A 19,499-nucleotide genomic window follows, 5' to 3' on the forward strand; every position below is an offset into this window, starting at 1 on the left:
GACCCGGCGTGTCATCCAACATCTTACCATCCAATTTCAAAGGAAAAATCGAATGTATTTGCGAAGGGGAGCATTTGACTTCTTTGCTAAACCAAGCGGTTCAGCAGGGGATGGAACTGGAAAATATCGAATGGCTGGACGGGCATCGCATCCGGTTAAAAGTGCCACTGTCGGAGTTTCTCTCTTTCTACCGGATTGCGCGTAAATCACGCAACCGGGTGAGGATTGTGAAAAAAGAAGGACTTCCTTTTTTATTAAAGCGCTTGAAAAGGAGGAAGTTCTTCGTTGCGGGCTCTGTTTTGTTTTTTGTCTTGATTCTTTTGTTCACCTCGCTGGTGTGGAATGTGAAAGTGGAAGGGACGGAGAAGATTCCCGTGCAACACGTACAAGCTTTATTAAAAAAAGAAGGCGTGTATCCAGGCCAATGGAAGATGCGTTTGCCGGACCGGGAAGAAGTCCAATACCGTTTGCTGTCCCAACTGCCGCAGGCTTCCTGGGTCGGCGTCCGCGTTGAAGGGACACGGGTGGTGGTGACCGTGGTGGAAAAAAGGGAGAAGGATCCGTCCGGGGAACAAAACGGCGATGCCGGACCCGTGCATTTGGTTGCCACCAAAAACGCATTGATTTACGATCTGAAAGTGGAACGGGGCAATCCGATGGTCGAGGTGAATGATGTCGTCAAAGAAGGCCAAATTTTGGTATCGGGAATTTACGGGGACTTAAATGATTCAAAATCGAAAAAAATAGTGGGTGCAAAGGGAAAAGTATGGGGAGAGGTTTGGTATGAGTCCAGTGTCGAGATTCCGCTCGAACGAAAAAGAAAAGTGTATACGGGACGACGCGAAAAACATGTTTATCCTTATCTGTTTTCCCATGTGATGAAAAATCCTTTTCACAGAAAACCGCCGTATAAATCAACCGAGGTAATGGATCATTTTCACTTTCTGAAGTTGGGCCGGTGGGAACTTCCTGTTGGCTGGGTGGAACGGGAAGAGTTGGAAATGGAGTGGATGAAAGAACGGTTGTCGGTTGATGAAGCCGTTCAGGAAGGACTGGTTCACGCCAAGGAGGATTTACTTAAAAAAACCGGATCGGACGGGCGGATTTTGGGGCAAAAAGTTTTGCAGAAGCGCCAAGAGAATGGTAAAGTTTATTTGAAAGTACACTTTGATGTGATTGAAAATATCGCTAAAATCCAACCGATTCTGCAAGGAGAATGAGCCATTGCAAAATCCACGTGAAGAGAACAAAACCGTAAAAATTCATTTGCGCAACGGGGCGGAAGCCCTGAGCCTTTTTGGCCCCCATGATGCTTATTTGAAACAAATTGAAAGAAACACCAATGCCCAAATCATTTCGCGCGGGGGAGAGGTGCTGATCCAAGGTCGGCCCGGGGATGTTGAAATATTGGAGGAATTGTTCCGGGTACTGATCACCCTCATTCGCCGCGGGATGCAAGTGACCGAAAGGGATGTGGTGTATGCTCACCGCCTGGCGGAACAGGGGATGGCCGATGAATTGCTGGAATTGTACCAGGAAGAAATCGGTGTGACCCAAAAAGGGAAAGCCATCCGGGTCAAAACGTTGGGACAGCGCCATTACGTGACGGCCATTCAAAAATCGGACATTGTTTTTGGTGTGGGTCCGGCCGGAACCGGTAAAACGTTCTTGGCGGTGGTGATGGCCGTGTCGGCACTGAAAGCCCATCGGGTGAAACGGATTGTTTTAACCCGCCCGGCTGTCGAAGCTGGAGAAAATCTGGGCTTTTTGCCCGGGGATCTGCAGGAGAAAGTGGATCCTTATTTGCGTCCGCTTTATGACAGCTTATATACGATGCTGGGCACCGAGCAAATGAATAAAATGATGGAACGGGGGTTGATTGAAGTTGCCCCGTTGGCTTACATGAGGGGCCGGACCTTGGAGGATTCGTTTGTGATTTTGGATGAAGCGCAAAACACGACCCCTGAACAGATGAAAATGTTTTTGACCCGTCTAGGTTTTGGTTCCAAAATGGTGGTCACGGGAGATGTGACGCAGATTGATTTGCCGAGAGGCAAAAAGTCCGGTTTGAAAGAAGCCGAACGGATTTTGAAATCGATTCCGGAAATCAGCTTTGTTTATTTGGGACAAGCCGATGTTGTCCGCAATACCTTGGTACAGAAAATCATTGATGCTTATGAAGCCGATTCAAAAGAAGAGGAGAACAGATAAGGAGCCGGTTTCGATGAAAGAGAGCAAAGAACCGACCTCTGGTGTGAGCCATTGGTTTCTTTTAAAGGATTGGAAAACAAGCTGGCGTGTTAAGATTCTGATGTACGCGATCTTCGGGATCGCGTTCTATTTATTGCTGATCCATCATGTGTTGCCCGACCAATATGATATCACCCTCGGGGAGCCCAGTCCGGCTACGGTGGTGTCCCCCGTTACCAAAGTGGATGAATATGCGACCAATCAGGCAAGGAAAAAAGCGGCTGCATCCGTGGAGCCGGTGTACATCAAAGATGATCATTTAACCATGCAGCAAATCGGAAAGATTGATTCCATTTTTGTGATGGCCAAAGAAATTTTGGAGAAGCCGATCGATGCGGATGAAAAGCGGGAGAAATTAAAAAATGATTTTGAAGCCACTTTTTCCTTGGGGTTTTCAGACGGGTTTTACCAAAAACTGTTGAATGTTTCGCTGAACCGCCTGCAAGTGATTCGTTTGACCGCCCGCCAAATTGTGTCTGAAATCTTACAAGAAGGGGTTCGGGAAGACGAACTGAAAAAAATGCAGGAAAAAGTGGATCAGACCTTATATCTCAGCGTTAACACCCTGAACAATGAAGAGCAGGCCCTGGTGAGTGAACTGGCGAAAAAAAGCCTGGTTGTCAATGAATTTTATGACAAGAATCAGACCGAACAGCAAAAACAGGCTGTACAGGAGGCGGTCAAGCCGATTCCCATCAACAAAGGGCAAATCATCGTCGCTTACGGAGAAGTGGTGACGGATGACCAGTATCGAAAATTGCAAGAATTGGGCCTGCTGAAAAAAGATACCCAATTGCAGACACATCTGGGAATCCTTTTGTTTGTCTTTACCATCATGGGTCTTTTATATTATTACATTTACCGCTTTGATCAGGAAAATCACCATAATAACCGGAACTTGTTGTTGCTGTTTTGCATCTTGCTGCTCACGCTGATCGGGATGAAAGTGGTGTCTTACGGCCAAAATCTCGAATGGAGCAAAATCGGATATCTGGTTCCGGTCGGATTGGGATCCATGCTGATCACTTTATTGCTCAACATACGCTTGTCTTTGATCTGCACGGTCTTTTTGTCGATCTTCTGCAGTGTGTTGTTTAACGGGGATAATCATTTGCTGTTTGATTACCGGTACGGTCTGGTTTCACTGGTGAGCGGGATGACGGCGGCGTTTGCGTTGGGCGATGTGCGAAAAAGAAGCGCCATTTTGAAGGCGGGGCTTATTTCTTCGCTGGCTTCCGTGATTCCGGTGATGGCCATCTGGTTTATGATGCCGGTGGAGGGAACCTTGAATGAATTGTTGCAGTCGATCGGTTTTGCCATGTTGGGCGGGATCTTTTCGGCTGTTTTGACCATGGGTTTTCTCCCCTATTTGGAAACGCTTTTTGGCATTTTGTCCCCGATGCGTCTCATTGAACTCGGAAATCCGAACCATCCGTTGTTGCGAAAGTTGCTGATTCAAAGTCCGGGGACTTACCACCATTCGGTGATGGTCGGAAACTTGTCGGAAGCGGCGGCCGAAGCGATCGGCGCCAACGGATTGCTGGCGAGGGTGGGGGCTTATTATCATGATGTGGGCAAAACCAAACGTCCGCAATTTTTTATCGAAAATCAATTGTCCAAGGAAAATCCCCATGACAAAATATCGCCCAATTTAAGCAAAAGCATTATCATTTCCCATGCCAAAGACGGGGTGGAGTTGTTAAAGTCCCACAATATCCCCAAACCGATTCAGGATATCGCCGCCCAACATCACGGAACCACCTTGATCAAATATTTTTATTTTAAAGCCAAAGAACAAATGGAGAATGTGCGTGAAGAAGATTACCGTTACCCCGGGCCCAAAGCACAATTTAAAGAGGCCGCGATTGTCGGAATCTGTGATTGTGTGGAAGCAGCTGTCCGGTCGCTGTCCAGACCGACTCCGTCCCGCATCGAAAACATGGTCAAAAAGATCATTCGGGAGCGGTTGGAGGACGGACAGTTCAATGAATGTGACCTGACCCTGAGGGAGCTTGATTTGATTGAAAAATCGGTTTGCGAAACCTTGCAGGGAATCTTTCATTCGCGCATCGAATATCCGGATGAAACAGGAAATGCCAAAGGAGTCAAGAAAGAATGAGTTTAGTCATCGATTTGCAAGTGGAAACTCCCTTAAACGAAGCCGAACAAGAGTCACTTTCGGTGATATTAAAAGCGCTCCGGGCCGCCGCCCGGGCTGAAAACCTGCCTCCGGCGGATGTGGCGGTCACGGTGGTGGACAATGAACAGATTCATGCGTTGAACAAGGAGTATCGCCAGGTGGACCGTCCCACCGATGTCTTGTCGTTTCCCCTGTGGGAACCGGGGGAGGAATGGGTGATCTCGGAAGAAGAAGAAACCGTGCCGCTCGGGGATATTGTGATTTCTTACCCCAAAGCGAAGGAGCAGGCGGAAGAATACGGCCATTCCCTCGAACGGGAACTGGGCTTTCTGGCCGTACACGGTTTTTTGCATTTGTTGGGATATGATCATGAAACGGCGGAAGAAGAAAAGGAAATGTTCCAAAGACAGGAGGAGATCTTACAGCAAGCAGGTTTGCACCGGTAAAAGGGAGGATGTCTTTCATGAAAGTGACCAAACTGTTACGCAGTTTTGTCTACGCTTTGGAAGGATTAAAATACACGATTGTGACGCAACGGAACATGCGGTTTCATTTTTTGGTGGCATTGGGGGTTCTTTTGCTGAGCCTCACGCTCCCGATGAACAAAGTGGAAGTTCTGGTCTTGTTTGTCGCAATCGTCCTCGTCCTGTTTGCTGAATTGATTAATACGGCCATTGAAGCCGTCGTCGATATGGTCACCGGTGAGTATCATCCGCTTGCCAAAGTGGCCAAAGATGTCGCAGCCGGTGCGGTGCTTCTTACCGCCGGATTTGCCGTGATCATCGGAATCAGTGTTTTTTATCCGCATCTGGATGCTTTGTTTACCCTGGCCATCAACCAAAAGACGATTCCGGCCAATATCAGTCTTGCAGTCATCATTGTGTTTGACTTTTTCCTCACGCTTTTCATAAAGGGCTGGTTGCAACGTGTGGATCGTGGAAGTTGGGAGCCCAGTATGGTTGCATCCATTGCCGGTTGTGTTTCGGTATTACTGATCGGTGTCATCGGTCATTTTTTGATCACCTTATTGGTCCTTGTGCTTTTTGCCATGTTGATCGGCACCCGCCTCCGCTTCCGTTCTTCGCGGAAACCGGTGTTTTTTGGCGTCTGCCTGGGGATTTTGGTGGCCCTGATTGGCGCGCAGTTCTTGTAAGAACCGGCCGTTTCCGGTGAAAATAGATAAAGAAAAAGACCATTGCTTGGCAACCATTCTTTACAAGAAGGGCCAAGCAATTTTTGAAAGGGGATATTGACTTGGGAAGTGAATTTCGTTCAGGATTTGTAGCCTTGATCGGGCGACCGAATGTGGGAAAATCGACTTTGATGAATCATGTGATCGGGCAAAAGATCGCCATTATGTCCGACAAACCGCAAACCACCCGCAACAAGATCCGGGGGGTTTACACCGAAGAAAACGGACAAATTGTTTTCCTGGATACACCGGGGATTCACAAGCCGCAATCCAAATTGGGGGAAATGCTGGTCAGGGCATCGCACAATGCCTTGGAAGAAGTGGATTTGATCCTGTTTCTGGTGGATGCGGTCGCAGGAAAAGGTCCCGGGGATGAATTTATCATGAACCATTTAAAGGATGTCAAAACACCTGTTTTTTTGGTTGTCAATAAAATCGACCAGGTGCATCCGGATGATCTGTTGCCGCTCATTGACAAATACCGCAAAGATTTTTCGTTTGCGGAAGTGGTGCCGATTTCGGCGCTGAACGGAAATAATACGGGAACGCTGATCCAACAGGTTTTTCAGTATTTGCCGCAAGGGCCGAAATATTATCCGTCCGACCAGGTGACCGATCATCCCGAACGGTTTATCGTCAGTGAATTAATCCGGGAAAAAGTCCTCGAACTGACCCGGGAAGAGATTCCGCATTCGGTGGCGGTCGTTGTCGAGGAAATGAAGCGGAGACCCGGGAAGGACATCGTGGATGTGTTGGCAACGATATATGCTGAGCGGCCTTCACAAAAAGGCATCCTGATCGGAAAAAAAGGAGCCTTGCTGAAAGAAGTCGGCACGCGTGCCCGGGTTGAAATCGAGCGTTTGCTGGGTGTGAAGATTTTCCTTGATTTGTGGGTCAAAGTGAAAAAAGACTGGACCAATGAAGATATCATGTTGCGTCAACTGGGTTACACGGAAGAAGAGATCTGAAAAAATGACAAATTTTCCTTCTTATACTCTCCCGCTCAAAAGGTCATCCTAAAGTTGTAAAATACGGAAAGGGTGATACTGGTTGCGCAATTTCTTATGGAGTTGCTTTGAAGTGACTGGCAGTATCGATGCATATCTCTTGCTCAAAAGCCTCGAAAACATAAAAGAGAATGAAGAAAAAGCGCAAAAAGAGCGGGATGAGAAGGAAAGCGGCTGACACGGGAAAGGGCGGTTAACTGGTGTTAAACAAATATGAGGGGATTGTCCTGAAAGCTCGCGATTACGGAGAGAGCCATCAAATTCTAACCGTTTATACGAAAAACCAGGGGAAAGTTTCTTTTATGGCCAGAGGCTCCAAGAAAACGAAAAGCCGTTTTGGAGCCGTGACCGAGCCGTTTACCCGGGCTCATTTTGTCAGTTTTGGAAACGGGAACATCGCGACGTTGTCGCAAGCTGATCTCATTTCTTCTCATCATTTATTGCGTTCTGATCTCTTGTTGACGTCATATGGCGCCTACTGGCTGGAGTTGATCGACAAAACGACGGAAGAAAAAGAAGCGGATCCTTCTATGTACGATTTGTTGACCAGCTTGTTGGAGCATTTGGAACAAAAAAAGGACCCTGACATCTTAACCTTTATTTTGGAACTCAGAGTGTTGAGGACGGCGGGATACACTCCGGAGACGGACCGGTGTGTTTCTTGTTGTTCCGGACGGCGTCCTGTCCGTTTCAGTATCCGTCAGGGCGGTTGGTTATGCGAAAGTTGTCAGGATCAGGATCGAGACGGGATTTTGGTATCGGAGGCAAGCATCCGGATTTTGCGGATCCTGCAACAAGTCGATCCGCACCGGCTCGGTAAAATCGATGTGAAACCGGAGACCAAAGAGCAGTTGGAAAAAATGATCCGGGGATTTGTTGAAGAGTATTTGCCGGTTCGGCTGAAATCCTTGCAACTGCTGGAGCAGTTCAAAAAAATCTGGACGTGAGACTTCCGGATTTTTTCATGGATATTGACATTTGAAAGGATTTTTGCTATACCATTATTAAAATTTGAAGATCGGCGCGATGAGAGAAAAGGAGTAGCCAAATCTGTCTGTGTGAACAGCGAGCCGGGGATGGTGGGAGCCCGGTCCGGGCAATTGGTGAAGGCAGTTCTTAAGCGCTGTATGATAAAAAGCGGGCCTGGACCAAGTCCGGGTCAAATAGGGTGGAACCGCGGGAAAACCTCTCGTCCCTATGAGAAAACCATGGGTTTTGTCAGGGATGAGAGGTTTTTTAGGTGGAAATTTGACGGAGGTGGAAAGCTGTGAACATGCAGGAGATGATCAAACGATTGCAAGATTATTGGGCTTCGCATGGTTGTATCCTCGCCCAGCCCTACGATACGGAAAAAGGGGCCGGAACCTTAAATCCAATGACTTTTTTAAGGGCGTTGGGTCCGGAACCGTGGAACGTGGCGTATGTGGAACCTTCCCGGCGTCCGGCGGATGGCCGTTACGGGGAAAATCCCAACCGCCTTTACCAGCACCATCAATTTCAAGTGCTGTTAAAGCCGGCACCGGACAACATTCAGGAAATCTATTTAAAAAGCTTGGAAGCGTTGGAGATTGACCCGTCCAAGCATGATATCCGGTTTGTGGAAGACAACTGGGAAAACCCGACATTCGGCGCGGCCGGACTGGGATGGGAAGTATGGCTGGACGGGATGGAAGTGACCCAATTTACATATTTCCAACAAGTGGGCAGTCTGGATGTGGATCCGGTTTCCGTGGAATTGACTTACGGATTGGAACGCTTGGCCTCTTACATTCAGGAAAAGGAAAATGTCTTTGACCTTGAATGGGTGGATGGCGTAAAGTATGGCGATGTGTTTGGCCAGCCGGAATATGAGCATTCCAAATATACCTTTGAAGTCTCCAATAAAGAGTGGCTCTTCCGCCAGTTTGACGACTTTGAGAAAGAAGCGATGAGGGCTTTGGAGGACCAATTGGTTTTCCCGGCATATGACTATGCGCTGAAATGCTCGCATGTCTTCAATCTGCTGGAAGCCCGGGGAGCGATCAGTGTGACGGAGCGGACCGGTTATATCGGACGGGTGCGAAACCTGGCCCGGAAAATCGCCAAAGCTTTCGTCGAGCAAAGGGAGAAATTGGGTTATCCCTTATTAAAACAAGAAGGGGGAAGAAGCAAATGAGCAAGGATTTGTTGCTGGAAATCGGTTGCGAGGAAATTCCGGCCCGGTTTGTGGATGATGCGGCGGCCCAGCTGAAAGACAAGTTGACCGGTTGGCTGGAAGAAAACCGGGTTCAATACAGCCATTGCAAAACCTATGCAACCCCGCGCCGGTTGGCCGTTTGTGTCACAGGCGTTTTGGAACGGCAAGAAGACGTGTATAAAGAAGTGAGAGGGCCTGCGGAAAAAATCGCCAAGCTGGAGGATGGCACCTGGAGCAAAGCGGCTCAGGGATTTGCCAAAAAACAAGGGGTGGATCCCGAACAACTTGTTCTCAAAGAGGTGAAAGGGGAAAACTACGTTTTTGCCAAAATTCACCAACCCGGAAAACGGACGGCGGAGTTGTTGCCGGAAGGGATTCCGTCTTTGCTGAACCAATTCCATTTTCCAAAGACCATGCGCTGGAATTCGCGGGTCAGGTTTATCCGTCCGGTGCGCTGGCTGGTTTGTCTGTTGGGAGACGAAATCATTCCCGTCCGGTGGGCGGGGCTGACGGCAGGCAATCAAACCAGGGGGCATCGCTTTTTGGGAAGCGAAGCGGTGATTCCGGAAGCCGGTGCTTATGAAGAGGTGATGAATCAGCAATATGTTTTGGCCGACGTGGAGACGAGAAGAAATGCCATTTTGAACCAGCTGAGAAGGTTGGAGGAAGAAAAGGGTTGGGTGATTCCGACAGAGGAAGGCTTGTTGAAGGAGATTACCCATCTGGTGGAATACCCGACGGTGTTGTACGGGCAATACGATGAAGAGTTTCTGATTCTGCCGCGTGAAGTGTTGGTCACCACCATGCGGGAACATCAACGTTATTTTCCGGTGGAAGATCAAAACGGCCGGTTATTGCCTTATTTTGTGACGGTCCGCAACGGAGATGACCAATATTTGGAAACGGTGGCCAAAGGAAATGAGAAGGTGCTCCGTGCCCGCTTGTCTGATGCCCGCTTCTTCTATGAAGAAGATTTAAAGCTTGCGTTGGATGATGCCGTACAAAAATTGGATCAGATTGTGTATCAAGATGAATTGGGAAGCCTGGGAGATCGGGTGCGCCGGCTCGTAGCACTTGCCGCACAACTGGCTGACGGGATCGGCCTTTCGGAAAAAGAGCGGTCTCAATTAAAACGGGCGGCGCACATTTGCAAGTTTGACGCCGTGACCCAGATGGTCGGGGAATTTCCCGAACTGGAAGGAATCATGGGGCGCACTTATGCACTGAATGCCGGAGAGGAAACGGAAGTGGCCGAAACCGTGTATGAGCACCATTTGCCCCGTTTTTCCGGAGATGCCCTCCCAAGCCGGAGAATTGCCGGATTGCTCTCGCTTGCTGATAAAATCGATGCAATTGTGTCCAGCTTTGGAATCGGGATTCAGCCGACCGGATCACAAGACCCCTACGGCTTGCGCAGAAAAGCGCAGGGGATCATCCAGATTTTGTTGGCCGGGGATTACCACAAGCTTTCTTTAAAGCAATTGTGGCAACTTTCCTTGGCGCAACTGGACGATGCCGGATTGCTTCAAAAGCATCCCGGCGAACTGGAAAAAGAACTGCATGAATTCTTTGCGCTCCGCCTGCGTACGGTATTGCAGGAGCAGCAAATCCGGTATGATGTGATGGATGCGGTATTGGCCTCCGATCTTTCCCATCCCGTGCAAGTCGTTGAAAAAGCCCGGGTATTGATGGGGCAAGTCGGACGGGAAGCGTTTAAAGAAGAAGTTGAAGGGTTTACGCGTGTTGCGCGATTGGCGAAAAATGCCGAAGATTCCACGCCGGATCCGTCCCTTTTCCGGGAGGATGCTGAAAAGGCGCTTTACCGCCGGTTGGAAGAAGTGAAAGCCGGTTATGAGGAAGCGGAAAAGCAACAAGATTTCCTTGGCATGTATCAAGCCCTGGCGCAAATGGCACCCGATATTCATCACTTCTTTGACCGGGTGATGGTGATGGTGGAAGAAGAGGAAATCAAAAGTAACCGCCTTGCATTGCTTAGTGACGTCACCCGATTGATTCACCGGTTTGCTGATTTTAACCAGATCGTTTTCGCTTAAAAAAGAAACAGCTTCAAAGCTGTTTCTTTTTTTGCTCAGCTTTTTTTCAATTGATGGAGGGTTTGGATCATTTCCTCCAAATGTTCCCCCGGGAGAATGACGGGGGTTTGCTCCCGGATCAGCTCGGCAAATTGAATCAATTCCCCGTAAGCAGACGGAGGGAACGGGATGTGGTGAGTGGTTTTGGTGTCCCCCCAGCTGTGGGCATAAGAAAGGCGGACCAATCCCACATGTTTTTGAATCTGTTGATAAAAATCCACCCAGTTGTTGGTTCTGTGGGTGATTTCTTGTTCGGTTGCCCCAGCAAACAAACTCCGGGATCGGTGCATGTAGGTGAGCACATTGGACGTGATGCAGGCGTTGGCAGTGTCAAAACAAAGGCGCACACCCGTGTTTTCGGCGATTTCCAGTAAATGTCGGGGGGTTCGCAGAGCCGGATACAAATCGGCGCGTCCCGGTTCAAAGTAGTGTTCTCCCCCCATCGGGGCATTTTCCAAATACAGTTCAAACCCAAGGGGCCGGCAAAGTTTTTGAATCTCTTCCAGTTGGGATGCGATGGTTTTCACATATTGATCTTTAAAGTCCTGCAATGCGGAAAAGTCCGTGGGATGACGGTCCAGGTATTCAAATATAATGCCGAGCGGAACTTTCCGACCGCTGCAGATGAGGCGGCGGCCTTTTTCATCGGTGGATTGATGCAAAAGATGAAGCCATTTTTCCCAGTCTTCAGGGTTGAATGCCCCGGTTCCAAGCCCCGCGGAAGGCGGCATCCGAAAAGCGACGGGCCGGAGCCGGCCGGTGTTGATCATGTCCCGGAATTGGCCGGGATCAAAGGGCTTTTCAGGAAGTTGAACTTCAATATACTGCACATCATGGGCTTTGGCATGATGAAAACAAGAATAATCACACGAACAACTGACTGCAATCGGATGGTTGAATAACATGGTGTGTCCTCCATCATCGGGATTCAAATCTACCCTTATGTTAACTCAAAAAGCGATAAAAATTACACTGGTAAGAAGGATGAAAAATGTTATATACTAAACATGGATTTTTGATCAAAAGTATGTCACAATTAATAAAAGCAAGGCTTTCGTGGGAGGTGTGAAAAAATCGAGCTCACAAAGCGTCAAGAGAAAATCCTGGAGATTGTCAAGGAAGAGGGTCCGATTACAGGAGAACATATTGCCGACAAACTTCACTTAACCAGAGCCACGTTGCGGCCTGATCTGGCAATCTTGACCATGGCCGGTTTTCTTGAAGCCAGACCGCGTGTCGGCTATTTTTACTCGGGAAAGACCGCGAACCAACTGATGGGGGAACATATCCGTCATTTGCTGGTGAAAGATTACAAATCCCGCCCGGTGGTCGTACAGGAACACACATCGGTTTATGACGGGATTTGCACCATGTTTTTGGAAGATGTCGGTTCGCTCTACGTGATAAAAAAAGAAGGCAATCTGGTCGGTGTTGTGTCACGGAAAGACTTATTGCAGGCGGCGATGGGAAAACAAGAATTGCAATCGATGCCCATCGGGGTCGTGATGACCCGGATGCCGAACATCATCACTTGCAAGCCGGAAGATACCCTTTACTATGCGGCGAAACAGATGATGCGCCATGAAGTGGATTCTTTGCCGGTGGTTCGCCCGGTCGACGGGGATGAACAGCAACTCGAAGTGATCGGCCGGATCAGCAAAACGACGCTGGTCAAAGTATTTGTCGAGCTTGGACAACCTTGAAGAAATTAAGGGAGGGAGTATGACCTTATATGTCAGAAAAGCAACGAGTCGTATATGTCGTTTCCGATTCCGTGGGAGAGACAGCAGAACTGGTGGTCAAAGCTGCTTCCAGCCAGTTTAACGGGGGAGAAATCGAAATCCGCCGCATCCCTTATGTGAACGATGCGGATACCGTCATTGAGACGGTACAAGCCGCCAAAGAGGAAAAAGCGCTGATCGCTTTTACTTTGGTGGTTCCGGAATTGCAAGAGCTCCTGATCACAGAGGCCGGACGCAAGCAAGTCCCTTATGTGGATATCATGGGGCCGATGATTCAAGGCATGTCTGAGCTGTTTCAGCATGAACCCAAATACAAGCCGGGGCTGATCCACCAGTTGGATGAAGATTATTTCCGCAAAGTGGAAGCGATCGAATTTGCCGTGAAATATGATGACGGCAAAGATCCGCGGGGCCTTTTGAAAGCCGATGTCATATTGGTGGGGGTTTCCCGGACTTCGAAAACACCGCTGTCCATGTATTTGGCCCACAAGCGCTTTAAAGTGGCCAACGTCCCGCTTGTTCCGGAAGTGGAACCGCCGGAAGAGTTGCTGCAAGTTCCCTCACATCGCATTATCGGCCTGACCATTGATCCGGAACAATTAAATCACATCCGGACGGAAAGGCTGAAAGCATTGGGGCTGGCTTCCGGTGCCAACTATGCGAGCATGGAGCGGATCCTGGAAGAGCTGGATTATGCAGAACGGGTGATTCGCCGCCTGGGATGCCCGGTGATCAACGTATCCAACAAAGCCGTGGAAGAAACAGCAAATCTCATACTGGATATCATTCAAAAAGGGGGACAATAGCAGTGGGTTTGAAACAGGTTTACCGTTTTCATGAAGGAAACAGGGACATGAAAGATTTGTTGGGAGGCAAAGGGGCGAATCTGGCAGACATGACCCGTGTCGGTCTGCCCGTTCCGCCGGGATTTACCATCACCACCGAAGCGTGCAATGACTTTCTGAAAAGCGGGGAAGGGTTAAAAGAAGAATTATTGGAGCAGGTGAAAGAAGCGATATCCGGTCTGGAAAAAGAAACCGGAAAAAAACTGGGCCATCCCAAGCGCCCGTTGCTGGTCTCGGTCCGTTCAGGCGCCAAATTTTCCATGCCGGGCATGATGGATACGATTTTGAATCTGGGGCTCAATGACCAAACGGCGGCCGGCCTGGCCGGGCAAACCGGCAATCCCCGCTTTGCCTATGATTGTTACCGACGGTTTATCCAAATGTTCGGGGATGTCGTGTTGGGCGTGGATCATTACAAATTCGAACAAGTCATCCAAAAGGTGAAAGAGAAAAAAGGCGTTGAACTGGATACCGAACTGGATGCAGAGGATTGGCAGGAAGTGATTCGCGCGTTTAAAGAACTGATTTGGAAGGAAACCAAAAACCCTTTCCCCCAGGAGCCGATGGAGCAATTGAAACAAGCCATTGTAGCCGTGTTCTCTTCATGGAATAACAACCGGGCCAAAATTTACCGGAAAATGAACGGAATTCCGGATGATTTGGGAACGGCCGTCAATGTGCAAACCATGGTTTTCGGGAACATGGGGAATGAATCAGGGACGGGGGTTTGCTTCACACGAAACCCTTCCAGCGGGGAGAAAGAGTTATACGGGGAGTTTTTGTTTAACGCGCAAGGGGAAGATGTGGTGGCCGGCATTCGCACTCCCAAACCGATCGCCGATCTGGAAAAAGAGATGCCGGATGTTTATGAGGAGTTGGTCCGCATCTGCAACCAATTGGAAAGCGCTTACCGGGATATGCAGGATATTGAATTTACCATTGAAAATAAAAAATTATACATTCTGCAAACGAGAGTTGGCAAAAGAACTTCGCAAGCTGCGGTGAAGATTGCCGTTCAGATGGCCGGGGAAGGAATCATCTCGCGCGAAGAGGCCCTGATCCGGGTCGAACCGGAGCAATTGGAACAGATGTTACACCGCCGGATCGACCATAACGCCAAGCTGACCGCATGGGCCAAAGGATTGCCCGCATCGCCTGGAGCGGCTTCCGGACAAATTGTTTTTGACGCGGACACGGCGGAAGCCTGGGCCAAAGAGGGCAAACGGGTGTTGTTGGTCCGGCCGGAAACGACGCCGGAAGATATTCACGGTGTTTTGGCGGCACAAGGGATTTTGACAAGCCGCGGCGGAATGACAAGCCATGCTGCCGTGGTCGCCAGGGGAATGGGAAAAGCATGCGTATGCGGATGTGAACAGTTGAAAATCGATTTGCGCCAAAAAACGGTGACCGTAGAGGATGTGACCCTCCGGGAAGGGGACGTTTTGTCCATCGACGGGGGAACCGGACAAGTGTTTATCGGCGAAGTTCCGATGAAGGATCCCGAATTGACTCCCGAGTTCCGGGAATTGCTGAAATGGGCGGATGAAATCAGAAGGTTGAAAGTGCGCACCAATGCTGACAATCCGGAAGATGCGGAAAAAGCACGGGAACTGGGGGCGGAAGGAATCGGATTATGCCGCACGGAGCACATGTTTATGGATCCCAAGCGGATTCCGATCGTGCAACGGATGATTCTGGCCGATGACCAGGAAGAAAGACAACAGGCGCTCGATGAGCTTTTGCCCATGCAAAAAGAAGACTTCAAAGGAATTTTCCGGGCGATGGACGGATTGCCGGTCAACATCCGGCTGTTGGATCCACCGCTGCATGAATTCCTGCCGAATATGGAAGACTTGCTGGTGGAAATCACCAAAATGCAAGTGGCGGGGCAAGAAGGCACCGGGGAGTACCGCCAAAAAGAACATTTGCTTAAAAAAGTGCGTTCCCTCCATGAGTTTAACCCGATGCTGGGGCACCGGGGATGCCGTCTGGGGATCATTCACCCCGAAATTTACCGAATGCAGGCAGAAGCGATCTTCCAAGCGGCAGTGGAATGCATCAAAGAAGGCATCCGGGTGGAGCCGGAGATCATGATCCCGCTGGTGGGGCATGTGGAGGAATTGAAACGGATGCGTGCCTTGGTGGAACAAGTGGCGGCTGAAGTCATGGCGGCTGAAAATGTAAGCGTTTCATATCAGGTGGGAACCATGATCGAGATTCCGAGAGCAGCCTTGACGGCAGACCAAATTGCAGAAGAAGCCGATTTCTTCTCTTTCGGAACCAATGATTTGACCCAGACGACGTTCGGCTACAGCCGGGATGATGCGGAAGGCAAATTTTTGCATACCTATGTGGATCAGAAAATCCTGCCGGATAACCCGTTCATCCGCCTTGACCGCGAAGGTGTCGGGGAGCTGGTTCGCATCGGGACGGAAAAAGGAAGAAACACAAAGCCAGCCTTAAAGACCGGCATTTGCGGGGAGCACGGCGGAGAAAAAGAATCCATCCGATTTTGCCATGAAGTCGGGATGAATTATGTCAGCTGCTCTGTCTTCCGGGTTCCGTTGGCAAGGCTTGCCGCCGCACAAGCCGTCATTTTGGAGAAATAAGCTTGCAAGAATATGAAAGTAGTACTAGAATAAATTTATTTAAAAAAATACCCACGCGTTGGGTATTTTTTCTTTAAAAAGATTTCTTTACAAAATTAAAATAAAATGCAATGATATGATGATGAATTCATTCCCCTGGTTTTTTATCCTCCTGATTTTTAAAAGAAGGCACCTAGAAGGAGAAGCGATTTTTAATGTAGAATAAGGGGATAGGGAAAGGTCAAAGCACTTTTTGCAGATATTGCCATTTTATAAAAAAAGGATTGAAGGAGGAGTTTGCCGAATGTTGGCGAATAGTTAACATTCGTGCAGGGGAATCAATCCATCCATACCTTTTATTAGGAATTCTTTAGAAAGCAGTGATGGATATGAAAGGAAGGATTCCTGATGAAGTCATTGACCAAGTCAGAAAAGAGTATGATATTGTCGATGTGATTGAACAGACCGTTTCCCTGAAAAAAAGCGGTAAGAATTATTTTGGATTGTGCCCTTTTCATTCAGAGAAAACTCCTTCCTTTTCGGTCGCGCCTGATAAACAGATTTTTTATTGTTTCGGTTGCGGGAAAGGCGGAGATGTGATCAAATTTGTCATGGAGCTGGAGCAGTACACGTTTGTCGAAGCCGTGACGCATTTAGCTGAACAAGCCGGCATTCCCGTTCCCAAGCCGGTTGCGGAAGATCTTTCCGATGAAGAGGAACAAATGCGCCGGCAAATGAGAAAAGCTCTCGATCTGACTGCAAAGTTGTATCATTATGTGCTCCTTTCCACAAAGTACGGCCGTGTTGCAAGACAATATCTCAAGCAACGGGAAATCCTGCCGGAGGCCGTCAAAGAGTTTCAACTTGGCTATGCACCTTCATCTTTTCAATTTCTACTGTCATTCCTTAAAAAAAGAGGGTTTTCCGAAGAGATCCTCGAAAAAGTTGGATTAATCACATCGCGTGAACAAGGATACACTAAAAAATATTATGACCGTTTTCGACATCGCCTGATGTTTCCGATTCATGACGCCCAGGGAAAAGTGATCGGCTTTGGCGGACGGGCATTGGGAGACGGACAACCGAAGTATTTGAACAGTCCTGATACAATATTATTTCATAAACGGAATCATTTATATAATCTTCATCGTGCACGTTCTCACATACGTAAACATTCCAAAGCCGTTCTGTTTGAAGGATACATGGATGTGATCTCTGCCTGGCAGGCAGGGGTTCCCAATGGTGTTGCGACGTTGGGAACGGCTCTGAGCGAAACCCAAGCACGAATCCTGAAGAGAAATTCAGACCATGTCATTTTGAGTTACGATTCCGATGAAGCCGGGCAGAATGCGGCTTTCAGAGGAATTGAATTGTTAAAAAATGAAGGATGCACGGTCAAAGTCGCGCAAATGCCCTTGGGATTGGATCCGGACGATTACATCCGGCGGTTCGGAAAGACGGCGTTTAAAGAAGAAATTTTGGCGGCGGCCATGCCATTAACGGCATTTAAATTGGAAATCCTAAAGAAAAAATATGATTTGCAGGATGAAGACGAACGCATGAAATATCTGGCCGAAGCGGTCGGTGTCATTGCCAGGTTGCCTCAAGCCATTGAACAAGATCACTATCTTCGCCGGTTGGCCGGAGAGTTTCATCTTTCATTGGATGCCCTGAAAGATGAACTGCGGAAAGCAAAGCGGATAAAGCAGAAAAGCAAAAGGGATAAAGATGGCTCCAAGTGGAATAATGGGTATCAAGAGATTGGCAAACATTTGATCGGAGGTGCTCAACCCCGGTCGATTGCCGAGAAATCGGAGATGTATCTGATTGCCCATATGATGAGAAGCAGATCAGTGACGGAATGGGTGAAAACCCATTTGGGAGCTGATTTCAATACAGAAATTTATGCCGTGTTGGCAGCTTATCTTTATTCTTACTATGACCGGGACAGCCCGGAAGATCCCGGAGCCTTTATCCGTACATTGACCGACCCCGATCTGGAATCAGTGGCCGCAAAACTTGCTTTCATGGAGTTGCCCGATGAGATTTCGGAAAAGGAATTGAGGGATTGTGTTCACCATATACGAGATGTTCCTCTCCTGAAACAGATTGAAGAAAAGGAGAGACAGATTGAACAACTATCGCGTGCTGATGAACCCGTCAAAGCCGCAAAGTTGTTAAAGGAAGTTACGCAGTTGCGTAATCAGTTGCATATGCGGATTTAGGAAACGAGTTCATCAGAAAGGAGGAGGAAAGGAACTTGGCGAACAAACAAAATGAAATGGAACTAACTTTGGATCAAGCCAAAGAACAATTGGTGGAAAAAGGCAAAAAGCAAGGTGTTTTATCTTATAAAATGATCATGGAAAAAATGTCTCCTTTCGACCAAAGTTCCCAACAAATGGACGAGTTTTTTGAACACTTGCATGATCAGGGAATCGAAGTGGTCAATGAAGAAGACGATTCGGATTTTGATGAAACCGAGGTCGATGACGAGGAGTTTGTGGATGATGATTTAAATGTTCCGCCGGGAGTTAAAATCAATGACCCTGTCCGGATGTATCTCAAAGAGATTGGCCGTGTTCCTTTGCTGACTGCGGAAGAAGAAGTCGAATTGGCTAAACGGATTGAACAGGGGGATGAAGAAGCCAAGCAGCGGCTGGCTGAAGCCAACTTGCGCCTGGTGGTCAGTATCGCCAAGCGGTATGTCGGACGGGGAATGTTGTTCTTGGATTTGATTCAGGAAGGAAATATGGGGCTGATTAAAGCCGTTGAAAAGTTTGATTTCCGTAAAGGATTTAAATTCAGCACGTACGCAACCTGGTGGATCCGGCAAGCCATCACCCGCGCCATTGCCGATCAGGCCCGCACCATTCGAATCCCGGTTCATATGGTGGAAACCATTAATAAATTGATTCGCGTGTCCCGTCAATTGTTGCAAGAACTCGGCCGGGAGCCGACACCGGAAGAAATTGCCGAAGAAATGGGTTTAAGCCCTGAAAAGGTACGGGAAATCATGAAAATTGCCCAAGAACCCGTTTCGTTGGAAACGCCGATCGGAGAAGAAGATGACTCCCATTTGGGCGATTTCATTCCGGATGATGATGCACAAGCACCAGCGGATGCCGCGGCTTATGAATTGTTGAAAGAACAGTTGAAAGATGTGTTGGATACCTTGTCGGAACGGGAAGAAAATGTTTTGCGTTTACGTTTTGGATTGGATGATGGACGCACCCGCACTTTGGAAGAAGTCGGGAAAGTCTTTGGCGTGACACGGGAACGGATTCGTCAGATTGAAGCCAAAGCACTTCGCAAATTGCGTCATCCAAGCCGCAGCAAACGTTTAAAAGATTTCCTCGAATAAAATTTGGCGGTTTGACGCACCCAACCGGGTGCGTTTCTTTTTTGTTGATTCAATTTTATCCCTTTTCAACCCTCATTGCAAATAAGTTTCGGACAATTTTGG

16 protein-coding genes are annotated in these 19,499 nt (G+C 48.4%); 15 read left to right on the forward strand and 1 reads right to left on the reverse strand.

Going from position 1 to position 19,499, the window contains the following annotated elements; translation table 11 throughout:
- Nucleotides 1-8 precede the first annotated feature (8 nt).
- From yqfD to glyS, 10 genes are all read left to right on the forward strand, one after another.
- Nucleotides 9-1,220: a sporulation protein YqfD gene (yqfD, locus tag FA954_RS05220; protein ID WP_037994520.1), complete on the forward strand. Its 1,212-nt coding sequence runs from the start codon at nucleotides 9-11 to the stop codon at nucleotides 1,218-1,220.
- Nucleotides 1,221-1,224: 4 nt separating this feature from the next.
- On the forward strand, nucleotides 1,225-2,211 hold the full coding sequence (locus FA954_RS05225) for a PhoH family protein (RefSeq protein ID WP_049720348.1): 987 nt from the start codon (nucleotides 1,225-1,227) through the stop codon (nucleotides 2,209-2,211).
- Nucleotides 2,212-2,224: 13 nt separating this feature from the next.
- Nucleotides 2,225-4,369: an HD family phosphohydrolase gene (locus FA954_RS05230; protein WP_175413172.1), complete on the forward strand. Its 2,145-nt coding sequence runs from the start codon at nucleotides 2,225-2,227 to the stop codon at nucleotides 4,367-4,369.
- The gene (ybeY, locus tag FA954_RS05235; RefSeq protein WP_037994518.1) at nucleotides 4,366-4,836 is read left to right on the forward strand and encodes an rRNA maturation RNase YbeY; all 471 of its coding nucleotides are present in this window, start codon (nucleotides 4,366-4,368) and stop codon (nucleotides 4,834-4,836) included. The genes FA954_RS05230 and ybeY overlap by 4 nt, the downstream gene beginning before the upstream one ends.
- Before the next feature lie 17 nt (nucleotides 4,837-4,853).
- Complete coding sequence (locus FA954_RS05240; protein ID WP_062843146.1) at nucleotides 4,854-5,543, forward strand: diacylglycerol kinase; 690 nt, start codon at nucleotides 4,854-4,856, stop codon at nucleotides 5,541-5,543.
- Between the two features lie 101 nt (nucleotides 5,544-5,644).
- On the forward strand, nucleotides 5,645-6,550 hold the full coding sequence (era, locus tag FA954_RS05245; RefSeq protein WP_037994701.1) for a GTPase Era: 906 nt from the start codon (nucleotides 5,645-5,647) through the stop codon (nucleotides 6,548-6,550).
- Nucleotides 6,551-6,632: 82 nt separating this feature from the next.
- Nucleotides 6,633-6,767 (forward strand): YqzL family protein, encoded by a 135-nt coding sequence (locus tag FA954_RS05250; RefSeq protein WP_082813526.1) that lies wholly within the window; start codon nucleotides 6,633-6,635, stop codon nucleotides 6,765-6,767.
- A 22-nt stretch (nucleotides 6,768-6,789) separates the two neighbouring features.
- Nucleotides 6,790-7,536, forward strand: coding sequence for a DNA repair protein RecO (gene recO, locus FA954_RS05255; RefSeq protein WP_049720345.1), 747 nt, complete (start codon nucleotides 6,790-6,792; stop codon nucleotides 7,534-7,536).
- A 320-nt stretch (nucleotides 7,537-7,856) separates the two neighbouring features.
- Nucleotides 7,857-8,744, forward strand: coding sequence for a glycine--tRNA ligase subunit alpha (gene glyQ, locus FA954_RS05260; RefSeq protein ID WP_082240614.1), 888 nt, complete (start codon nucleotides 7,857-7,859; stop codon nucleotides 8,742-8,744).
- Nucleotides 8,741-10,819: a glycine--tRNA ligase subunit beta gene (gene glyS, locus FA954_RS05265; RefSeq protein WP_037994511.1), complete on the forward strand. Its 2,079-nt coding sequence runs from the start codon at nucleotides 8,741-8,743 to the stop codon at nucleotides 10,817-10,819. The genes glyQ and glyS overlap by 4 nt, the downstream gene beginning before the upstream one ends.
- A gap of 35 nt (nucleotides 10,820-10,854) precedes the next feature.
- Here the strand turns inward: glyS and FA954_RS05270 are convergent, their stop codons facing one another.
- Nucleotides 10,855-11,763, reverse strand: a complete 909-nt coding sequence (locus tag FA954_RS05270) for an apurinic/apyrimidinic endonuclease family protein (protein ID WP_138614915.1) — start codon at nucleotides 11,761-11,763, stop codon at nucleotides 10,855-10,857.
- Nucleotides 11,764-11,931: 168 nt separating this feature from the next.
- Here FA954_RS05270 and ccpN point away from each other — a divergent pair, with 168 nt between their 5' ends.
- The 5 genes from ccpN (at nucleotide 11,932) to rpoD (ending at nucleotide 19,397) form a co-directional block, all read left to right on the forward strand.
- Nucleotides 11,932-12,561, forward strand: coding sequence for a transcriptional regulator CcpN (gene ccpN, locus FA954_RS05275; protein ID WP_062843147.1), 630 nt, complete (start codon nucleotides 11,932-11,934; stop codon nucleotides 12,559-12,561).
- 29 nt (nucleotides 12,562-12,590) lie between these two features.
- The gene (locus tag FA954_RS05280) at nucleotides 12,591-13,406 is read left to right on the forward strand and encodes a pyruvate, water dikinase regulatory protein (protein WP_037994505.1); all 816 of its coding nucleotides are present in this window, start codon (nucleotides 12,591-12,593) and stop codon (nucleotides 13,404-13,406) included.
- Nucleotides 13,407-13,453: 47 nt separating this feature from the next.
- The gene (ppdK, locus tag FA954_RS05285; protein WP_062843193.1) at nucleotides 13,454-16,054 is read left to right on the forward strand and encodes a pyruvate, phosphate dikinase; all 2,601 of its coding nucleotides are present in this window, start codon (nucleotides 13,454-13,456) and stop codon (nucleotides 16,052-16,054) included.
- A gap of 368 nt (nucleotides 16,055-16,422) precedes the next feature.
- Complete coding sequence (gene dnaG, locus FA954_RS05290) at nucleotides 16,423-18,258, forward strand: DNA primase (RefSeq protein WP_037994693.1); 1,836 nt, start codon at nucleotides 16,423-16,425, stop codon at nucleotides 18,256-18,258.
- Nucleotides 18,259-18,314: 56 nt separating this feature from the next.
- Nucleotides 18,315-19,397, forward strand: coding sequence for an RNA polymerase sigma factor RpoD (rpoD, locus tag FA954_RS05295; protein WP_082240632.1), 1,083 nt, complete (start codon nucleotides 18,315-18,317; stop codon nucleotides 19,395-19,397).
- Nucleotides 19,398-19,499 lie beyond the last annotated feature (102 nt).

The sequence above is a fragment of the Thermoactinomyces vulgaris genome (genome assembly GCF_005886755.1).
GTDB classification, from domain to species: domain Bacteria; phylum Bacillota; class Bacilli; order Thermoactinomycetales; family Thermoactinomycetaceae; genus Thermoactinomyces; species Thermoactinomyces vulgaris.

Bases quoted from the DNA above. Each gene is read 5' to 3' on its own strand.
- FA954_RS05230 (WP_175413172.1), top strand. From the start codon at position 2,225: ATGAAAGAGAGCAAAGAACCGACCTCTGGTGTGAGCCATTGGTTTCTT.
- ybeY (WP_037994518.1), top strand. From the start codon at position 4,366: ATGAGTTTAGTCATCGATTTGCAAGTGGAAACTCCCTTAAACGAAGCC.
- FA954_RS05240 (WP_062843146.1), top strand. From the start codon at position 4,854: ATGAAAGTGACCAAACTGTTACGCAGTTTTGTCTACGCTTTGGAAGGA.
- glyS (WP_037994511.1), top strand. From the start codon at position 8,741: ATGAGCAAGGATTTGTTGCTGGAAATCGGTTGCGAGGAAATTCCGGCC.
- FA954_RS05270 (WP_138614915.1), bottom strand. From the start codon at position 11,763: ATGTTATTCAACCATCCGATTGCAGTCAGTTGTTCGTGTGATTATTCT.
- FA954_RS05280 (WP_037994505.1), top strand. From the start codon at position 12,591: ATGTCAGAAAAGCAACGAGTCGTATATGTCGTTTCCGATTCCGTGGGA.
- ppdK (WP_062843193.1), top strand. From the start codon at position 13,454: ATGAAAGATTTGTTGGGAGGCAAAGGGGCGAATCTGGCAGACATGACC.
- dnaG (WP_037994693.1), top strand. From the start codon at position 16,423: ATGAAAGGAAGGATTCCTGATGAAGTCATTGACCAAGTCAGAAAAGAG.
- rpoD (WP_082240632.1), top strand. From the start codon at position 18,315: ATGGAACTAACTTTGGATCAAGCCAAAGAACAATTGGTGGAAAAAGGC.